Source organism: Pseudomonas sp. 2(2015), assembly GCF_000955865.1.
In the GTDB taxonomy this organism is placed as follows: Bacteria; Pseudomonadota; Gammaproteobacteria; order Pseudomonadales; family Pseudomonadaceae; genus Aquipseudomonas.
Genome location: NZ_JYOF01000003.1, coordinates 1,049,037 through 1,067,446, shown reverse-complemented (window position 1 = coordinate 1,067,446; position 18,410 = coordinate 1,049,037). Strand labels below are relative to the sequence as shown.

11 protein-coding genes and 2 tRNA genes are annotated in these 18,410 nt (G+C 64.3%); 8 read left to right on the top strand and 5 right to left on the bottom strand.

Features of this window, described 5'->3' with window-relative positions:
* The first annotated feature begins 120 nt into the window (after window positions 1–120).
* The gene (locus tag UB48_RS07805; protein ID WP_045195506.1) at window positions 121–1,266 is read left to right on the top strand and encodes a TDT family transporter; all 1,146 of its coding nucleotides are present in this window, start codon (window positions 121–123) and stop codon (window positions 1,264–1,266) included.
* 79 nt (window positions 1,267–1,345) lie between these two features.
* A complete protein-coding gene (locus UB48_RS07800; RefSeq protein ID WP_045195504.1) occupies window positions 1,346–3,226 on the top strand; it encodes an MFS transporter in 1,881 nt (626 codons plus the stop codon).
* 15 nt (window positions 3,227–3,241) lie between these two features.
* Here UB48_RS07800 and sugE read toward each other — a convergent pair whose 3' ends face one another.
* Window positions 3,242–3,559: a quaternary ammonium compound efflux SMR transporter SugE gene (gene sugE, locus UB48_RS07795; protein ID WP_038993957.1), complete on the bottom strand. Its 318-nt coding sequence runs from the start codon at window positions 3,557–3,559 to the stop codon at window positions 3,242–3,244.
* Window positions 3,560–3,734: 175 nt separating this feature from the next.
* Window positions 3,735–4,655 carry a recombination-associated protein RdgC gene (rdgC, locus tag UB48_RS07790; protein ID WP_045195499.1) on the bottom strand — a complete coding sequence of 307 codons (921 nt, stop codon included), beginning with the start codon at window positions 4,653–4,655 and terminating at the stop codon, window positions 3,735–3,737.
* 160 nt (window positions 4,656–4,815) lie between these two features.
* Between rdgC and UB48_RS07785 the strand changes: the two genes are divergently transcribed.
* From UB48_RS07785 to UB48_RS07775, 3 genes are all read left to right on the top strand, one after another.
* Window positions 4,816–4,891: transfer RNA gene (locus UB48_RS07785), tRNA-Val, on the top strand.
* Window positions 4,892–4,907: 16 nt separating this feature from the next.
* A tRNA-Asp gene (locus tag UB48_RS07780) sits at window positions 4,908–4,984 on the top strand.
* A gap of 157 nt (window positions 4,985–5,141) precedes the next feature.
* The gene (locus UB48_RS07775; RefSeq protein ID WP_045195497.1) at window positions 5,142–6,833 is read left to right on the top strand and encodes a molecular chaperone HscC; all 1,692 of its coding nucleotides are present in this window, start codon (window positions 5,142–5,144) and stop codon (window positions 6,831–6,833) included.
* On the opposite strand, the gene UB48_RS07770 is transcribed toward UB48_RS07775, so the two are convergent.
* The 3 genes from UB48_RS07770 to map form a co-directional block, all read right to left on the bottom strand.
* Entirely contained in the window at window positions 6,827–9,526 is a 2,700-nt protein-coding gene (locus tag UB48_RS07770) for a DUF805 domain-containing protein (RefSeq protein WP_045195495.1), read from the bottom strand. The two genes, UB48_RS07775 and UB48_RS07770, sit on opposite strands and share 7 nt — an antisense overlap.
* Window positions 9,523–10,218: a DUF1266 domain-containing protein gene (locus tag UB48_RS07765; RefSeq protein WP_045195493.1), complete on the bottom strand. Its 696-nt coding sequence runs from the start codon at window positions 10,216–10,218 to the stop codon at window positions 9,523–9,525. The genes UB48_RS07770 and UB48_RS07765 overlap by 4 nt, the downstream gene beginning before the upstream one ends.
* Window positions 10,219–10,308: 90 nt before the next feature.
* Window positions 10,309–11,097 (bottom strand): type I methionyl aminopeptidase, encoded by a 789-nt coding sequence (gene map, locus UB48_RS07760; protein WP_045195491.1) that lies wholly within the window; start codon window positions 11,095–11,097, stop codon window positions 10,309–10,311.
* A gap of 296 nt (window positions 11,098–11,393) precedes the next feature.
* Between map and UB48_RS07755 the strand changes: the two genes are divergently transcribed.
* From UB48_RS07755 to nirD, 3 genes are all read left to right on the top strand, one after another.
* Window positions 11,394–15,173 carry a bifunctional nitrate reductase/sulfite reductase flavoprotein subunit alpha gene (locus UB48_RS07755; RefSeq protein WP_045195489.1) on the top strand — a complete coding sequence of 1,260 codons (3,780 nt, stop codon included), beginning with the start codon at window positions 11,394–11,396 and terminating at the stop codon, window positions 15,171–15,173.
* Window positions 15,174–15,450: 277 nt separating this feature from the next.
* Window positions 15,451–18,009 carry a nitrite reductase large subunit NirB gene (gene nirB, locus UB48_RS07750; RefSeq protein WP_045195488.1) on the top strand — a complete coding sequence of 853 codons (2,559 nt, stop codon included), beginning with the start codon at window positions 15,451–15,453 and terminating at the stop codon, window positions 18,007–18,009.
* Window positions 18,009–18,374 (top strand): nitrite reductase small subunit NirD, encoded by a 366-nt coding sequence (nirD, locus tag UB48_RS07745; protein ID WP_045195486.1) that lies wholly within the window; start codon window positions 18,009–18,011, stop codon window positions 18,372–18,374. Before nirB ends, nirD begins: the two co-directional genes overlap by 1 nt.
* The last annotated feature ends 36 nt before the right edge of the window (window positions 18,375–18,410 follow it).

The following is an 18,410-nucleotide window of genomic DNA, read 5'->3' as shown; positions in this document are numbered from 1 at the left end:
CGGGCAGTGAAATCTGTATATCTGTAAAACCGATAACAGATAGAGAAAATACCCGTTATATAGATATATTTTTCCGGCCTAAGATGGATACAACCTCACCGGAGGACAGGAGAATTCATCATGTCTTGCAGCCAAACCCGCACCTCGCCGTTACGCCCGCTGAGCCAGCTGGCGCACCCGCGTGAAGTGATCCGTCAGTTCACCCCCAACTGGTTCGCCGCGACCATGGGCACCGGCGTGCTCGCCCTGGCCCTGGCACAGGTCGATGTACCCGGCCTGCGTGGCCTGGCCGAATCGCTGTGGTTGTTGACCATCGGCCTGTTCGTGCTGTTTACCCTGCTGTACACCGCGCGGTGGGTCATGTTCTTCGACGAAGCGCGGCGGATCTTCGCCCATTCCACCGTATCGATGTTCTTCGGCACCATCCCCATGGGCCTGGCGACCATCCTCAACGGCTGCCTGGTGTTCGGCATCAACCGCTGGGGCGAAGGGATCTTGCCGTGGGTCGAAGCCTTGTGGTGGTTCGACGTCGGCCTGGCGCTGCTGTGCGGGGTGGCCATTCCCTACCTGATGTTCACCCGCCAGGAACACAGCATCGATCAGATGACCGCGGTGTGGTTGCTGCCGGTGGTGGCCGCGGAAGTCGCCGCTGCCAGCGGCGGCCTGCTGGCGCCGCACCTGGTGGATACCCATGCGCAGTTCCAGGTGCTGATCACCAGCTACGTGCTGTGGGCGGTGTCGTTGCCGGTGGCGTTCAGCATCCTCACCATCCTCATGCTGCGCATGGCCCTGCACAAATTGCCGCATGCCAACATGGCCGCATCGAGCTGGCTGGCCTTGGGGCCGATCGGTACCGGTGCGCTGGGCATGCTGCTGCTGGGCGCCGATGCCCCGGCGATTTTCGCTGCCAACGGCCTCGGCAGCCTGGGTGAAATCGCCCGTGGCCTGGGCCTGATCGCCGGTATCGTGCTGTGGGGCGCCGGGCTCTGGTGGTTGCTGACCGCCGTGCTGATCACCCTGCGCTACATCCGCCATGGCATGCCGTTCAACCTCGGCTGGTGGGGCTTTACCTTCCCGCTCGGGGTGTACACCCTGGCCACCCTGAAGCTGGCGGCCTGGCTGGGCCTCGGTTTCTTCCAGCACATGGGCATGCTACTGGTGCTGGCGCTGGCGGCAATGTGGTTGCTGGTCACGGCCCTGACCCTGCGCGGCGCCTGGCGCGGTGAGCTGTTTGTGTCGCCGTGTATTGCCGGGTTGAACAAGTAGATTGCATTTACCTGAGTGTTTGTGGCTTTGTGCGGCCTGCGCGTATCCAATAACAAAGCCCCACTCAGGTACACGGACGATGAGTCAATCTTCACAATTCAGCCTGCTTGGCAAACGGCGCTTCTTGCCGTTCTTCGTCACCCAGTCGCTGGGTGCGTTCAATGACAACCTGTTCAAGCAGTCGGTCATCCTGCTGTTTCTCTACAAGATCGCCAGCCCCCACGGTCAGGACACTGCCATCTGGGTCAATGCCTGCGCCTTGATGTTCATCCTGCCGTTCTTCCTGTTCTCGGCGCTGGCCGGGCAGTTTGGCGAGAAGTACGCCAAGGACGCTTTGATCCGCGTGATCAAGCTGGCCGAGATCGCCATCATGGCAGTCGGGGCCATCGGCATCATGACCCAGATGCCGGGGCTGATGCTCCTGGCGTTGTTCGGCATGGGCACCCACTCGGCGCTGTTCGGCCCGGTGAAGTACTCGATCATGCCCCAGGCCTTGCGCGAAGAAGAGCTGGTCGGCGGCAATGGCCTGGTGGAAATGGGCACCTTCCTGGCGATTCTGGCCGGCACCATTTGTGCCGGGGTGCTGATGTCCAGCGCCCATTACGGCGTCTGGGCGTCGTCGGCAGTGCTGCTGGTGGCGGTGCTCGGCTACCTGTCCAGCCGCGCCATCCCGCGCGCCGCTGCGTCCACGCCGGCGCTGAAAATCAACTGGAACATCGCCAGCCAGACGATCGCCACCTTGCGCATGGGCCTCAAGCAGACGCCAGCGGTGTCGCGCTCGATTGTCGGCAACTCGTGGTTCTGGTTCGTCGGTGCGGTGTACCTGACGCAAATTCCCGGTTACGCCCAGCAATGGCTGCATGGCGACGAGACCGTGGTGACCCTGATCCTGACCCTGTTCTCGGTGGGCATCGCTGTCGGCTCGCTGCTGTGCGAGCGCATGAGCGGGCACAAGGTGGAAATCGGCCTGGTGCCGTTCGGCTCCTTTGGCCTGAGCCTGTTCGGCCTGCTCTGGTGGTGGCACTCCGGCGAGATCCAGCCGGCGGCCGCGCCGTATGACTGGCTGGCGGTGCTGGGTATTGGCCAGGCCTGGTGGGTGCTGGGGTCGATTCTCGGCCTGGGTGTGTTCGGCGGCTTCTATATCGTGCCGCTGTATGCGCTGATCCAGTCGCGCACCCCCGAGGATCAACGCTCGCGGGTAATTGCTGCCAACAACATCCTCAACGCGCTGTTCATGGTGGTCTCGGCGATCTTCAGCGTGGTGCTGCTGAGTGTCCTCAAGCTGAGCATCCCGCAGTTGTTCCTGGTGGTGTCACTGCTCAATATTGCGGTGAACTTCTACATCTTCCGCATCGTGCCCGAATTCACCATGCGCTTCATGATCTGGCTGCTCAGCCATTCCATGTACCGCGTCGAGCACCGCGACCTGCAGCAGATTCCGGACCAGGGTGCAGCGCTGCTGGTGTGCAACCATGTGTCGTTCGTCGATGCGTTGCTGATCGGTGGCGCGGTGCGCCGGCCGATCCGCTTCGTCATGTACTACAAGATCTACCGCTTGCCGGTGCTCAACTTCATTTTCCGCACCGCCGGGGCGATCCCGATTGCCGGGCGCAATGAAGATGCCCAGACCTACGAGCGGGCCTTCAAGCAGATTGCCGCGTACCTGGCCGATGGCGAGCTGGTGTGTATCTTCCCTGAAGGCAAGCTGACCAGTGACGGTGAAATCGACGAGTTCAAGGGCGGCCTGCGGCGGATCATCGAGCAGACGCCGGTGCCGGTGATCCCGATGGCATTGCAGGGCTTGTGGGGGAGTTTCTTCAGCCGCGATCCGGCCAAGGGCTTCTTTCGCCGCTTGTGGTCGCGGGTGACCCTGGTGGCCGGTTCTGCCGTCCCGGTGGAAGCGGCAGAGCCGGCGTTGCTGCGTGAGCGGGTCAGCGCCTTGCGCGGCGACTCACGCTGACAGGGCCGGGCGGGGTCAGCTGGCGCTGACCTTGAGCCCGACCAGGCCACAGATGATCAGCGCCACGCTGACCAGGCGCACCAGGGCCATGGATTCGCCGAACAGGATGATCCCGGCGATCACCGTGCCGACGGCGCCGACCCCGGTCCAGATGGCATAGGCGGTGCCCAGCGGCAATTCCTTCATGGCCAGGCCCAGCAGGCCGAGGCTGATGACCATGGCGCCGACGGTGAGTACGGTGGGTAGCGGGCGGGAAAAGCCGTCGGTGTATTTCAGGCCGACAGCCCAGCCGACTTCGAACAGGCCGGCGAAAAACAGGATGATCCAGGACATGCAGAGTCTCCATCAAGTGATGGGGCCGTCCCCGGAATGGTCACGCGCTGCGTCGTGAGGCCGTCCTCACAGGGGGCATAAGCTATCAGCTGCAAGCGACAAGCTGCAAGCAAAGGCAGCGCGGGTGGCTGTTGCTCTCTCTTGCAGCTTGAAGCTTGAAGCTTGCAGCTTAAAGTCAGATCCCCTGTGGGATCTCTTCCCCGCCCAACGCCTCGAACAGCGCCGGCAGGAATTCGCCAAAGGTCAGCATCATCAGGGTGAAGCTGGCATCGAGCTGGCCCAGGGCCTCGTCGCCGCCGTCTTCTTCGGCCTGGTCCTGCAGCAGTTCTTCAAAGCGCAGGCGCTTGATGACCATCTTGTCGTCGAGCACGAACGACAGTTTGTCCTGCCAGGCCAGCGACAGTTGCGTGACCACCTTGCCGGTACCCAGGTGCAGCTGGATCTCGTCGCTGGTCAAATCCTGGCGCTTGCAGCGGACGATGCCGCCGTCTTCATGGGTGTCGCGCAGCTCGCACTCGTCCAGTACATAGAAGTCCGGCGCCGCTTGCTGGGTTTTGACCCAGTCGGTCATGGTCGCGCTCGGGGCGATCTTGACGGTCACCGGGCGCACCGGCAGCGAGCCGATGACTTCACGCAGGGTCGACAGCAGGTCTTCGGCACGCTTGGCGCTGGCCGAGTTGACCAGGATCAGGCCTTGCTTGGGGGCGATGGCGGCGAAGATCATCGAGCGGCGGATAAAGGCACGCGGCAGGAAGGCCTGGATGATCTCGTCCTTGATCTGGTCACGCTCCTTCTTATAGACCTTGCGCATCTGCTCGGCTTCGATCTCGTCGATCTTCTCTTTAACCGCATCGCGCACGACGCTGCCGGGCAAAATGCGTTCTTCTTTACGCGCGGCGATCAGCAGGAAGTCACCGCTGACATGCACCAGGGGCGCGTCTTCACCTTTGCCGAACGGGGCGACGAAGCCGTACGTGGTCAACTCCTGGCTGGCGCAGGGGCGAGCCGGCTTGCTGGCCAGAGCGGTTTCCAGTGCCTCGGGGTCGAACGGGATGTCCTGGGTCAGGCGGTAGGTCAGCAGGTTTTTGAACCACATGGGGTGAATCTCTCCTCAACACATAAGGAGGGCATTAAACTCCGAGCGGGCGCTTCAGGCCAAGCACCGCTAAGTCTTTGGAACGCCTGAAAAATTTTTTTAAAAAAGTGCTTGCCAGAGTGTTCGGTGCTCCGTAGAATGCGCGCCACACCGAGACGAAGGGTGATTAGCTCAGCTGGGAGAGCATCTGCCTTACAAGCAGAGGGTCGGCGGTTCGATCCCGTCATCACCCACCACTTCTCAGTGTATCGCGCAGCGGTAGTTCAGTCGGTTAGAATACCGGCCTGTCACGCCGGGGGTCGCGGGTTCGAGTCCCGTCCGCTGCGCCATATTTAGCTTCAGGGCCCACTGAACACCCTGAAGCCACAAAGAAAGCGACCTTAGGGTCGCTTTTTTTGTTTCTGGAATTCGTCCAGAATCCACCAGTACGCTGGGACGCTACTGTTTTTCTCCGTGCCAGCCCCACTTCTGAGCAAGAGATCACACATGCAGGATGCAAGCACCTCCCCGGCGCCAATGCTGGGTATCGACCTGGGTACCACCAACAGCCTGGTGGCGGTCTGGCAGGACGGCCGGGCACAACTGATCCCCAACGCCCTGGGCGACGTGCTCACGCCTTCAGTGGTCAGCCTCGACGAAGACGGCAGCATCCTGGTTGGCAAGGCCGCGCGTTCACGCCTGACCACCCACCCGCAACGCACGGCTGCTGCCTTCAAGCGTTTCATGGGCAGCGAAAAAAAGATCAGCCTCGGCGAGCAGGCCTTCAGCCCGGAAGAGCTCTCGGCGCTGGTGCTCGGTGCGCTCAAGGCCGATGCCGAAGCCTTCCTCGGCTGCCCGATCAGCGAAGCGGTGATTTCCGTACCGGCCTATTTCAGCGACGAGCAGCGCAAGCGCACCAGCTTTGCCGCCGAGCTTGCCGGGCTGAAAGTCCAGCGCCTGATCAACGAACCGACCGCCGCGGCCATGGCCTACGGCCTGCACGAGCAGAAGTTCGAACGCACGCTGATTTTCGACCTCGGTGGCGGCACCTTCGACGTCACGGTGCTGGAATACGCGCTGCCGTTGATTGAGGTGCATGCCTCGACCGGCGACAACTTCCTCGGTGGCGAAGACTTTACCGGCGCTTTGCTTCAGGCCTGCCTGCAAGACTGGCAGCTCAAGCCGACGATGCTCGCGCCCCAGGCCCTGGCCAGCCTTGCCGACGCCATCGAGCAGCTCAAGTGCAAGCTGGGCGAAGGCGAGCAGCACCTGAGCTGGAACGGTGATGGCGTCAGCCGCCAGTGGCTGCTGGATGAAGCCCGCGCGCAGAAGATCTGGGCGCCGTTGCTGGCGCGGATTCGCGCGCCGATCGAGCAGGCCCTGCGCGATGCGCGGCTGCGTGCCAGTGACCTCGACAGCCTGGTGCTGGTCGGCGGCGCCACGCGCATGCCGGTGGTCCAGCAGATGGTCTCGACCCTGTTTGGCCGCCTGCCTTACCGCCACCTCGACCCGGACACCATCGTTGCCCTCGGCGCTGCCACCCAGGCGGCATGCAAGGCGCGCGATTCGGCGATCGAAGAGCTGATCCTCACCGATGTCTGCCCCTACACCCTGGGAATTGCGGCAATGGATGGCGACTACCAGACCGAGATCTTTGCGCCGATCATCGACCGCAATACGGTGATCCCGACCTCACGGATCAAGCCGTTCTACAGCACCCATGTTGAGCAAAAAGCCATCAGCATCCGTGTCTACCAAGGTGAACGGCCGTGGGTCGAAGACAACATCTTTGTCGACGCCTTCACGATCCCGCTGACCCCCAACGGCAAGATCCAGCGCCTGGATGTGCGCTTCAGCTATGACATCAACGGCCTGCTGGAAGTCGATGTGACCTTGCCGCAGACGCGCGAGCAATTCAGCCACGTGATCGATCGCAGCCCCACCGGGCTTGACGACGAGGCGCGCCAGGCCAGCCATGAGCGCCTGGCCGGGCTGAAGATCCACCCGCGCGACGCCTTGCCCAACCGCACCTTGCTGGCCCGCCTGGAGCGGGCCTGGGCGCAGAGCCTGGGGCCTGAGCGCGATGCGATCGGCGACTGGCTCAAAGAGTTCAGCGCGATCCTGGCCGGCCAGGAGTCAAGCGAGATCGCCGGGGCCCGCCAGCGCCTGATCGAGGCGCTGGACGACATGCGTTACTGACCGTTGAGCCGCCGCAAGGCGGCCTGCAGGCCACCTTCCAAGGTGTCCTGCGGCTGATTGCCGGGCGGCACGCCGTAGCGGTTGGGCAGCGGTTCGCCCGGTAGCAGCAACAGCACCAGCGGCAAGAACTGCAGGAACGGGATCAGCATCACGAAGATGATCATCATCGGGATGCCCCGGCCAATGTCGTGCAGGCGGCGCAGGGTGGCGCTGCCAAGCACACCGACGAACAGCAGGCCGAAGAATATCTGCTCGATCGTGCTGCCGGCCATCAAGGTCAGGATCGGCCCGAGAAGGACACTCACGGCCACCTGCACACCATAACCCTTGCGGCCCAGGCGGCTGCCCAGTTTCCACAGGTGCGAGGCCGGTACCGGCTGGCTGCCGGAGTTTTCCAGCAGCAGGCGTTCGGACCACGACAGCAAGGCGGTGAGCGCTGCGCGAATGCCGGCGTCCATGCCCGGGTAATCCTTGCCGCGCTGCAGCTCTTTGAGCACTTTGGCCCGCGGTACTCCGGCGCGGCCGTAGCGGGCCAGGTCCTTGAGGCTGTCGAGCATGCTGTAGAACAGCGTGCTGTTGATCAGCTCGTCTTCTTCCAGCACCTTGCGTGGCGGGCGCACCGGCTCGCCCTTGATCAGGCCGTTGCGAAACGGCTCGAACCAGTCATCCGGGCAGGTCAGGGTAGAGATGCGTCGCAGCAGGCAGCCATGCTGTTCGGCGTTCAGGGTCGGGTCGTGATAGAGGACGGCGCACAGCACCATCATGCCCAGCACGTCTTCATCAAAGGCGCGCGGGTCGTTCTCAAGGCAGGCGTAGAGTTTCAGGTTGCTGGGCAGCTTGGCGCTGTCCAGGGCTTGTTGCACCGTCGACAGGCGCTGGCCGATAAAGCACTGCAGCGGATCGTTGTCATCCAGCCAGCCGAGCAGGCCATCGACATTGCCTTGCTGGCTTTGCAGGCGCAGCAACAGTTGCTGCAGGCGGGCGAACGGATGCTCCGCCGGGTAGGGCAGGCTGGCCAGCAACTGCGCCGGCACCATCGCCAGCCAACGCTCGGGCTGTTCGACCAGGGCGAGCATGAACAGGTTCTGCCGGTGCCAGGTCCACAGGCCGTCGTCGGCAGGCGGGCGCGGCAGTTCGATGCCGGCTTCGGCGAGGTCGGACAGCAGCTGCAGGGCAAAAGGCGTCGGCATCAGGTTGGCCGGCTTGATCAGCGCGGTCAGCTTTGGCAGGGTCGCGGCCGGGTAGCTGCGCATGCGCCGCAGCCAGTCGCGGGCGACCGTCTGGCATGGGCCTTCCAGCAGCACCTCGGGCAGTTGCGGCTGCGCCGCCGGGCTGTTGATAAAGGCGGTCAGGGCCAGGGCCAGCGGTGACTGTTCGAGCCAGCGCAACTGCTGTTCGGCCTGGTACTTGAAGCCTTCGATAATCAGCTGGTCGAGCGGATCGTCGCCCAGCGGCTCGGCCATGATCTGTCGCAGCAGGCCACTGTCACCGCGGTGCAGGGCCCACGCGTGGCGGTACAGGCGCTGCAGCTGGCGATCCAGTTGGTCGTCGAGCAGCCAGGCCAGCAGCGGCAGTTCGTCCTTGCCGTCCAGGCGCCACTTGATGAACTCGCCGGCGATACCTTCCTGTTCGTCACGGGCGGCGTCGAACCAGCGCGTCAGGGTTTCCGGGCGCTGCGACGGGCTGCCCCAGATCTGTGCCGGATCGTTGAGGTCTTGCGGCCATTCATACACCGGCTCCAGGCGGTCGAGGGCCTGGATCAACAGCGCCAAGCGCTGCGGTTGATGCTTGGCGCACAGGTTGAGCAGCCAGCGTGCGGCTTCCGGATGCTGGTGCTCGCGCCACAGGCGGGTCCAGCACTGGCGGGCGAGTTCTTCCTGGCCGGTGTCGCTGGCCTGGCAGGCGAGCAGGTACAGCAGGTCGATATCGTCCGGCGCCTGGCGTTGCTGCTCGACGATCAGGGCAAAGAAGCTGCTGCTGCCGATGCCGGCCTGGCACAGCTTGACCAGCAGGCGCTGGATATAGGCCGGGTCATCCGGGAACGGCTGGCAGGTGTGCAGGCTGACGAAGCTTTCGAACTCGAACAGCGGCCGGGTGTGGTAGAGGAAATCCAGGTTCCGGGCATACCACAGGGTTTCGACTTGCACTGGCATCGACCAGTGCTTCATCAAGCTGGTGTCGAACGGGTCCGGTTCGCTGATGCGCTCGAGGAATTCGTCAGCCTGGCGCGGATCTTCCAGGCGCAGCACTTCGTTTTCCCAGCCCAGGTGCCGGGCCATCAGTTGCACGCAGGCGTGCGACAACGGCCCGGTTTCCATCAGCCGGTACAGCAAGTGCCAGCTGACCTGCTCCTGGTCACCCAGGGTCAGGCCGCTGAAACCATCGATGAAGGCCTGCCAGGCCGGGGGATCGAAGCGGCGGGCAGGGTCGCCGAGCAACTTGGAAAAGTCGCTCATGGTCTGTTCGATCAGGGCATTGCGCATCGGCGCCGAATCGTCGTGCTGTGCATCCTCAGCGGCCTCATCCGGCTCGTCGCGGGCCAGGCGCAGGGCGTGCTCGTAAGCCTCGCGCAAGGCCTGGAAACCCTGCGGGTCGGTTTCCGGGTGGTGCTGCGGCAGCAGTGCGCGGTAGGCGCCGCGGATGACATCGGGATCGTTGGTCGGCTCGATGCCCAGGTGAATCCAGCAACTCATGACCAGCCTCCTTGCAGGGTGTCAGGGCGTTCCGGCAGGTTCAGCGGCAGGTCCCAGGGGATGCTGGCGAAAAAGCCCAGGGCGTCGTGGCTCAGGTTCATCATGATGCAGCGGTTCCAGTGTTCGCTGCCCTGGCGCTCCAGGCATTGCGCCAGTTCTTCGTCGCTGGCGCTGGAGCAGTTCCACAGCGCCTTGCCGAACAGGTAGCCGGCCAGGTAGCGGTCCCAGCCGTTGTAGTAGTGGCGGGCGCGCACGGCCAGGCGGCCTTGCAGATAGTGGCTTTCATGAATGCTCAGGTAGCCTTTGCGCAACCCGGCACGCAGCAGGTAGCCCATGCGTCCCAGGTCCCAGGCGCGCACGCCACCCTGGCCGCAGTCGCCGAGGGTGCGCCGGGCGAATTCGTACTGGATGCGCTGGCGCGGGGTCAGCGCTTCGAGCACCTGCGGCCATTCGCTGGGCAGGCAGCGGGCGGCTTGCCAATAGGCGTCCTTGAGCTCCAGGGCATGGCCGGTGTCGGCCATGCTGAGCATGTTCAGCAGCTCCTGGCGATTGTGGATGCCCCACCACTTCTTGAGGTCGGTCTCGTCTTCGTCGTAAGTCTCGTAGTAGGTCGCGGCGGTGTAGCTGGCGCCGTTGAGGGCGGCCATGGGGGCGGAAAGGGCGTACAGCCAGTGCTGCTCGATTTCTTCCATGAAAAAGCTCCGGGGCCGGTAGGAAAATGTGCGGGTGCCGGCCGTAATGGCGCGGATTGTAGAGAGCCGCGCGGTGCGCGGCAAACTGACTTAAGCGTGGACCAGCATGGCGCGCTCTTCTTCGCGCAGGGTCAGCACTTCGAAACCTTCGGCGGTGACGGCGATGGTGTGCTCCCATTGCGCGGACAGGCTGCGGTCGCGGGTGATCACCGTCCAGCCGTCCTTGAGCGTGCGCACCCCGCGCCCGCCCTGGTTGATCATCGGTTCGATGGTAAACACCATCCCCGGCTTGAGCTGCAGGCCGCTGCCCTTGTGCCCGTAATGCAGAACCTCGGGCGCCTCGTGCATCTGCCGGCCGATGCCGTGGCCGCAGTATTCGCGCACCACGTTGTAGCCCGCTGCCTCGGCATGGCGCTGGATGGCGTGGCCGATATCGCCCAGGGTCGCGCCCGGACGCACCTGGCGAATGCCTTGCCAGAGCGCGGCATAGGTGGTGTCGACCAGTCGCTGGGCGGCTGCATCGATCTGCCCCAGGCAGTACATCTTCGACGAGTCGGCAATGTAGCCGCCTTGTTCCAGGGTAATGTCGACGTTGACGATCGAGCCGGCCTTGAGCACCTCATCGGCATGCGGCACGCCGTGGCACACCACATGGTCGACCGAGGTATTGAGCGAATAGGCAAAACCGTACTGGCCCTTGCTCGCCGGGCGCGCCTTGAGCACATCGACGATAAATGCCTCGGCCCGGTCGTTGATCTGCAGGGTGCTGACCCCGGGAGCAATGAAGCTGTCGAGGTGGGCGAACACCTGGCTGAGCAATTGCCCGGCATTGCGCATCAGGGCCAGTTGTTCGGCGTTTTTCAAAACCACTTGGTTCATGGGAGGAGGTTTTTCATCTCTCGGAATGTCTGCCCATGATAAGGCCTGGCCCGCTGGCTGTGCCATCCGATGGTGCAGGCCGGCCCAATGCAGTGCGGCCGGGCAGGCGCCCTGAACGCCTGAACCGCGCCGCACAAGGCGCTGCCAATTGTGGCGCGACCCTTGCTACAGCCTGAGCATCCGGCAATCAACGCAGATTGCCCCGTTCACGACAAAGGCGCCGTGTTGCCCCCGCTGGTTCATTCAGGCCGGGGCAGCAGGGCGCCTTTTTGTTTGCGCAATCAGGAGGTAGGCCGATGAGCAGCACCAGCGTGCGCAGCGTGTGCCCGTATTGTGGCGTCGGTTGTGGCATCGTCATGAACGTCGAAGGCGGGCGGGTGACCAAGATCAGTGGCGACAAACAGCACCCCAGCAACTTTGGCCGCCTGTGCACCAAGGGCCTCACCGCCCATCAACCGTTGAGTGCGTCCGGGCGCATGACGCATGCCTATGTGCGCGAGCAGCGCCAGCGCGACCCGGTGCAGCGCGCCATCGACACCGCTATAGAACAGGCGGCCCGGCGCCTGCGGGCGATCATTGATAAGTATGGCCCGGACGCCCTGGGCTTTTATGTCTCCGGGCAGATGTCGCTGGAGGCCCAGTACCTGATCAACAAACTGGCCAAGGGCTTTGTCCGCAGCCGCCATGTCGAGTCCAACTCGCGCCTGTGCATGGCCAGCGCCAGCAGCGGCTACAAGCTGTCGCTGGGCGCCGACGGGCCGCCCGGCAGCTACCAGGATTTCGACCGCGCCGAGGTGTTCCTGGTGATCGGCGCGAACATGGCCGATTGTCACCCGATCCTGTTTTTGCGCCTGCTCGACCGGCTCAAGGCCGGGGCCCGGTTGATCGTCGTTGACCCGCGGCGCAGCGCCACCGCCGACAAGGCCGATTTGTTCCTGCAGATCAAACCGGGCAGCGACCTGGCGCTGCTCAACGGCCTGCTCTACCTGCTGCTGGAAAACGGCCAGTGCGACGCCGAGTTCATCCAGCGCTACACCGAAGGCTGGGAGGACATGCCGGCCTTTTTGCAGGACTACACACCTGAGCGAGTTGCCGCCCTCACCGGGCTGAGCGAGGCCGATATCCGCCAGGCCGCCAAGTGGATCGGCCAGGCCCCGGAGTGGATGAGTTGCTGGACCATGGGCCTGAACCAGAGCATCCATGGCACCTGGCACAGCAACGCCCTGTGCAACCTGCACCTGGCCACTGGCGCCATCTGTCGGCCGGGCAGCGGGCCGTTCTCGCTGACCGGCCAGCCCAACGCCATGGGCGGGCGAGAAATGGGCTATATGGGCCCGGGCTTGCCGGGGCAGCGTTCGGCATTGGTCGATCGCGATCGCGCCTTTGTCGAGCAACTGTGGCAGATTCCCGCTGGCAGCCTGCGCAGCGAAGCCGGTGACGGCACGGTGGCGCTGTTCGAAAACCTCGCCGCCGGGCAGGTCAAGGCCTGCTGGATCATCTGCAGCAACCCGGTGGCCAGCGTCGCCAACCGCCGGCAGGTGATCGAAGGGTTGCAGGCGGCTGAGCTGGTGATCACCCAGGACGCCTTTCTCGACACCGAGACCAACCGTTACGCCGATATCCTCCTGCCCGCCGCGCTGTGGGCCGAGGGCGAGGGGGTGATGGTCAATTCCGAGCGCAACCTGACCTTGATGAACCAGGCCGTCGAGGCGCCGGGGGAGAGCCTGCCCGACTGGCAGATCATCGCCCGAATTGCTTGCGCGATGGGTTATGCCGAGGCCTTCAGTTACGCCAATGCCGAAGCGGTGTTCGACGAGCTGCGCCAGGCCTGGAACCCGGCCACCGGTTACGATGTGCGCGGCGTCAGCTACGCCGGTTTGCGTGAGGCGCCGCGGCAGTGGCCGTGTGAGCCTGGGCGCAACAATGACCGCAGCCCGTTGCGCTATTGCAACGACGGCGTCAGCCAGGCCCTGCGCCACGACGGCCAAGGCGAAGTACCGGCCATTGCCTTCCCCACTCGCAGCGGCAAGGCACGCTTTTTCGCCCGGCCCTGGCTGCCCGCCGCCGAGCTGCCGGACGCCGAATTTCCGCTGGTGCTCAACACTGGTCGGGTCCAGCACCAGTGGCACACCCTGACCAAGACCGGCAAGGTGGCGGCGCTGAACAAGCTCGACCCCGGGCCGTTCGTAGAGATTCACCCGGATGATGCCGAGCGCCTGGGCATCGCTGACAAGGATCAGGTGCAGATCCGCTCCCGACGCGGGCAGGCGCTGCTGCCGGCACGGATTACCGCTCGGGTGCTGCCGGGCAACTGCTTTGCGCCGTTTCACTGGAACGATGTTTATGGCGAGAACCTGGCGATCAATGCCGTCACCAGCGACGCGGTCGATCCGCTGTCGCTGCAACCGGCCTTCAAGTACTGCGCGGTGGCCCTGAGCCGGGTTGCCGGCGAGCGCATCAACGCCACCCAGATCGATCATCAAGCCATTACAGTGCAGGACCAGCACCTGCTGCTCTGGGCTTCGCAGACTGGCAACAGTCAGGCCCTGGCCGAGCAGTGCGCCGCACGCCTGCGCCAGGTCGGCTTGCCGGTGCAGTTGAGTTGCATGCAAGACCTGGCCCTGGAGCAACTGGACCGCCCCGCCAGCCTGCTGCTGATCGCCAGTACCTTCGGCGACGGCGATGCACCGGACAGCGGCGCGGCGTTCTGGCGCGGCCTGCATGGCGAGCATGCCCAACGCTGCGTCGGCGTGCCTTATGCGGTATTGGCCCTGGGGGATTCCAGCTACGAGCAGTTCTGCGGCTTTGGTCGCAAGCTCGATCAGCGCCTGGCCGAACTGGGCGCCAAGCGCTTGCTGGAACGGGTCGATTGCGAGGGCGATTTACATGAATCGACGGGGCAATGGCTGCAGGCACTGCTGGGCAAACTGGGCCACGGCGAACTGCTGCTCGAAGCGCCAACGCCAACGGCCAGCGGTTTCAGCAAGACCCGGCCGTTGCCAGCCACCCTGGTCGGCAACCGCCTGCTTAACGGCCCCGGCGCGGTCAAGGAAACCCGGCAACTGGTGTTCGATCTGGGCGACAGCGGGTTCACCTATCACGCCGGCGACGCCTTGGGTGTATGGCCGCGCAACTGTCCGGCGCTGGTCGATGAGCTACTGACCGCCACCCGCTTCGATGGCGGGCACTGCGTCAGCCTCAAGGGCCAGGCCGACATGCCCTTGGCCGAGGCATTGCTTGAGCACCTGGAGATCGCCCGCATTACCCCGCAGTTGCTTGAGGCTTTCGCCCCGGGTGATGCGCAACTGCGCGCATTGCTTGAGCCGCACAACAAGGCTGCGCTCAAGGACTGGCTGTGGGGCAAACAACTGATCGACCTGGTGCATGCGTGCAAGCCCCAACTGAGCCTGCAGGCTTGGCTCGACCTGCTCAAACCCATGCAGCCGCGGCTGTACTCGATCAGCTCAAGCCAGAAGCTGCATCCGGATCAAGTGCACCTGACGGTTTCCACTGTCCGTTACGGCCAGCGCAAGGGCGTGTGCTCGACCTACCTGGCCGACCGCAGCGAGCCTGGCCGGGTCGAGATATTCGCGCAGCCGACCACACACTTTCGCCTGCCTGGCGACAGCACGGCGCCGGTGATCATGGTCGGCCCCGGCACCGGTGTGGCGCCGTTTCGCGCGTTCCTGCAGGAACGTCAGGCCGAAGGGGCCCGCGGTCGCAACTGGCTGCTGTTCGGCGAGCAGCAGGCGGCCACCGATTTCTACTACCGCGACGAGTTGCTGGCCTGGCAGCGCGACGGTCACCTGACCCGCCTGGACACCGCCTTCTCCCGCGACCAGGCGCAGAAGATCTACGTGCAGCAGCGCATGCTTGAGCAGGGTGCCGAGCTGTGGCGCTGGCTGGAGGAGGGCGCGCACTTCTATATCTGTGGCGATGCCGGGCGCATGGCCCGCGATGTTGATACGGCGCTCAAAAAACTGGTGCAGCAGCACGGTGGCATGAGTGTGGAACGGGCCGAGGCTTATGTCAGCGAACTGAATCGCGCCAAGCGTTACCTGCGTGACGTGTACTGAAGTGCCCCATAAGGGGGAGCGCTGCACCAGCCTGGGTCGATAACGGCGCCAGTGGATCGCGCGCAAGCCCCGGTTTCAAAGGCTTTGGCAGTTGGCACGCTCCCTGCTTTTACAGATTTACAACGTCCTCGCGGGTCAATGGCGATTCGCAACCGGGACTACAAAAAACGACCAGGCAAAGGCGCCTGGAGCTTCGGCTCCAGGCGCCTTTTTTTGTTTTTCGGGGTTGGCCCCCAGCAGCAAAGCCAGCGTGATTGGCCTTGAGTGAGGAACGGGTATGAATGGGTTTACCAGCATCGAAGCGCGGCAACAGCTGATCATCGTCGGCAACGGCATGGTCGGTCATCACTGCGTCGAGCAACTGATCGAACGCGGTGCCCTGGGCCGTTTCCAGGTGCGGGTGTTCGGTGAAGAGCGCCAGCGCGCCTACGACCGCGTGCACCTGTCGGAATACTTCAGTGGCAGCGATGCCGAAACCCTGGCCCTGGGCGAGGCAGGCTTGTACACCCGGCACGGCATTGACTTGCACCTGGGCGAGCCGGTGCTGGAGATCGACCGCGAACGCTGCGAGGTGGTCACCTGCGCCGGGCGCTACCCTTACGATCAACTGGTGCTGGCCACCGGCTCCTATCCGTTCGTGCCACCCATTGAAGGCTCGCAAGGGGCGGCGCGGCTGGTATATCGCACCCTTGATGATCTCGATGCGATCCGCACCGCGGCCGCCAGCGCTCGCCGTGGGGTGGTGGTCGGTGGCGGCCTGCTCGGCCTGGAAGCGGCCAATGCCTTGAAGTCGCTGGGCCTGGAAGCCCACGTGGTGGAGTTCGCCCCGCGCCTTATGCCGGTGCAACTGGATGGCGAGGGCGGCGCGGCCTTGCGGGCGCAGATCGAAGCCCTGGGGGTTGGCGTGCACCTGTCGCGGGCGACCCAGGCCATCGTTGCCGGTGAAGACTATCGCTACCGGATGAACTTCGAGGGCGGCGAGTTCCTTGAAACCGACCTTGTCGTGTTCTCCGCCGGTATCCGCCCGCAGGATGCCCTGGGCCGCAGCAGTGGCCTGGAAATCGCCCAACGCGGCGGTGTGGTGATCGACAGCGCGTGCCGCAGCAGCGACCCACGGATCTTCGCCATCGGCGAATGCGCGTCGTGGAACGGCAGCGTGTTCGGCCTGGTGGCGCCGGGCTACAGCATGGCGCGTACAGTGGCGGCGACGCTGGCCGGTGAAGACGCGGGCAGTTTTACCGGGGCCGACATGTCGACCAAGCTCAAACTGCTCGGCGTCGATGTCGGCTCCATTGGTGATGCCCACGGCGTGACCCCGGGTGCGCGCAGCTATCGCTTTATCGACGAAGCGGCATCGGCCTACCGCCGGCTGGTGGTCGATGGCAGTGGCAAACGGGTGATCGGCGCGGTGCTGGTTGGCGACAACAGCTATTACGACACCCTGCTGCAATACGTGCAGAACAGCATTGCCCTGCCCGCCGATCCGGCCGCGCTGATCCTGCCGCAGTCGGCCGGCGCGCCGGCACTGGGCGCCGATGCCTTGCCCGCCAGCGCGACTATCTGCTCCTGCCATAACGTCAGCAAGGGCGCGATCTGCGCCGCCATCGACAGTGGCTGCGGCGAGCTTGGCCAGCTCAAGCAGCAGACCAAGGCCTGCACCGGTTGTGGTGGTTGTGCGGCGCTGCTCAAGCAGGTCTTCGAGCATGAATTGATCGCCCGCGGCGTCAGCGTCGACAAGAGCCTGTGCGAACACTTCGCCTACACCCGCCAGGAGCTCTACGCGCTGGTGCGGGTCGAAGGCATTGTCAGTTTCGACGAGATGCTCGCCAAGCATGGACGCGGGCACGTCGGCTGCGATATCTGCAAACCCACGGTCGGCTCGATCCTCGCCTCGTGCTGGAACCAGCCGATCATGGAGCCGTCGCTGGTGCCGCTGCAGGACACCAACGACACCTTCATGGCCAATATGCAGAAGAACGGCACCTACTCGGTGGTGCCGCGGATTCCCGGCGGCGAGATCACCCCCGAGAAGCTGATCGTCATCGGCGAAGTGGCGAAAAAGTACGACCTCTACACCAAGATCACCGGCGGCCAGCGCATCGACCTGTTCGGCGCCCAACTGCACGAATTGCCCGAGATCTGGGCCGAGCTGATTGGCGCAGGCTTCGAGACCGGCCATGCCTACGGCAAGTCGACGCGTACGGTGAAATCCTGCGTCGGCAGCACCTGGTGCCGTTATGGCGTGCAGGACAGCGTGCAGATGGCCCTGACCCTGGAAGACCGCTACAAGGGCCTGCGCTCGCCGCACAAGCTCAAGTTCGCGGTGTCCGGCTGCACCCGTGAATGCGCCGAGGCGCAGAGCAAGGACATCGGCGTGATCGCCACCGAGAAGGGCTGGAACCTGTACATCTGCGGCAACGGCGGCATGCGCCCGCGCCATGCCGAACTGTTCGCCACCGACCTGGACGACGCCAGCCTGATCCGCACCATCGACCGCGTGCTGATGTTCTACATCCGCACCGCTGACAAGCTGCAGCGCACCTCGGTGTGGCGCGAGAGCCTGGAGGGCGGGCTGGACTACCTCAAGCAGGTGATCCTCGACGACAGCCTGGGCCTTGGCGCAGAGCTCGAAGCGCAAATGCAGCTGGTGGTCGAGCGCTACGAATGCGAGTGGGCCAACGCCCTGAAAGACCCTGAAAAGCTCAAGCGCTTTCGCACCTTCGTCAATGACCAGCGCCCCGACCCGGGTGTGCACTTTGTCCGCGAACGCGGCCAGCGCCGGCCCATCGGCGCCGGCGAACTTCACTTGATCCCGACCACCGAGGAGGTGCTTTGATGAGCCCGTCCAATGCAGCAGTAAGTGTTCAAGCGCAACCCTGGCAGAGGGTTTGCAGCCGTGCCGACCTGGTCGCCCAGTCGGGGGTGGTGGTGTGGTTCGAAGGGCGCCAGGTGGCGCTGTTCTACCTGCCCGGGCAGGCCACGCCGGTGTTCGCCGTCGACAACCATGACCCCAAGTCCGGGGCCAATGTGATTGGTCGTGGATTGGTGGGCGAGCTCAAGGGCGAGCTGGTGGTGGCGGCGCCGTTGTACAAGCAGCATTTTTGTTTGCGCGATGGGCGCTGCCTGGAGGATCCGCAGCAGGCGTTGCAGGTGTGGCCGGTGCGCATCAGTGGTGAGCAGGTAGAGTTGGGTCGCTATTGATGGCCTCATCGCTGGCAAGCCAGCTCCCACAGTGTC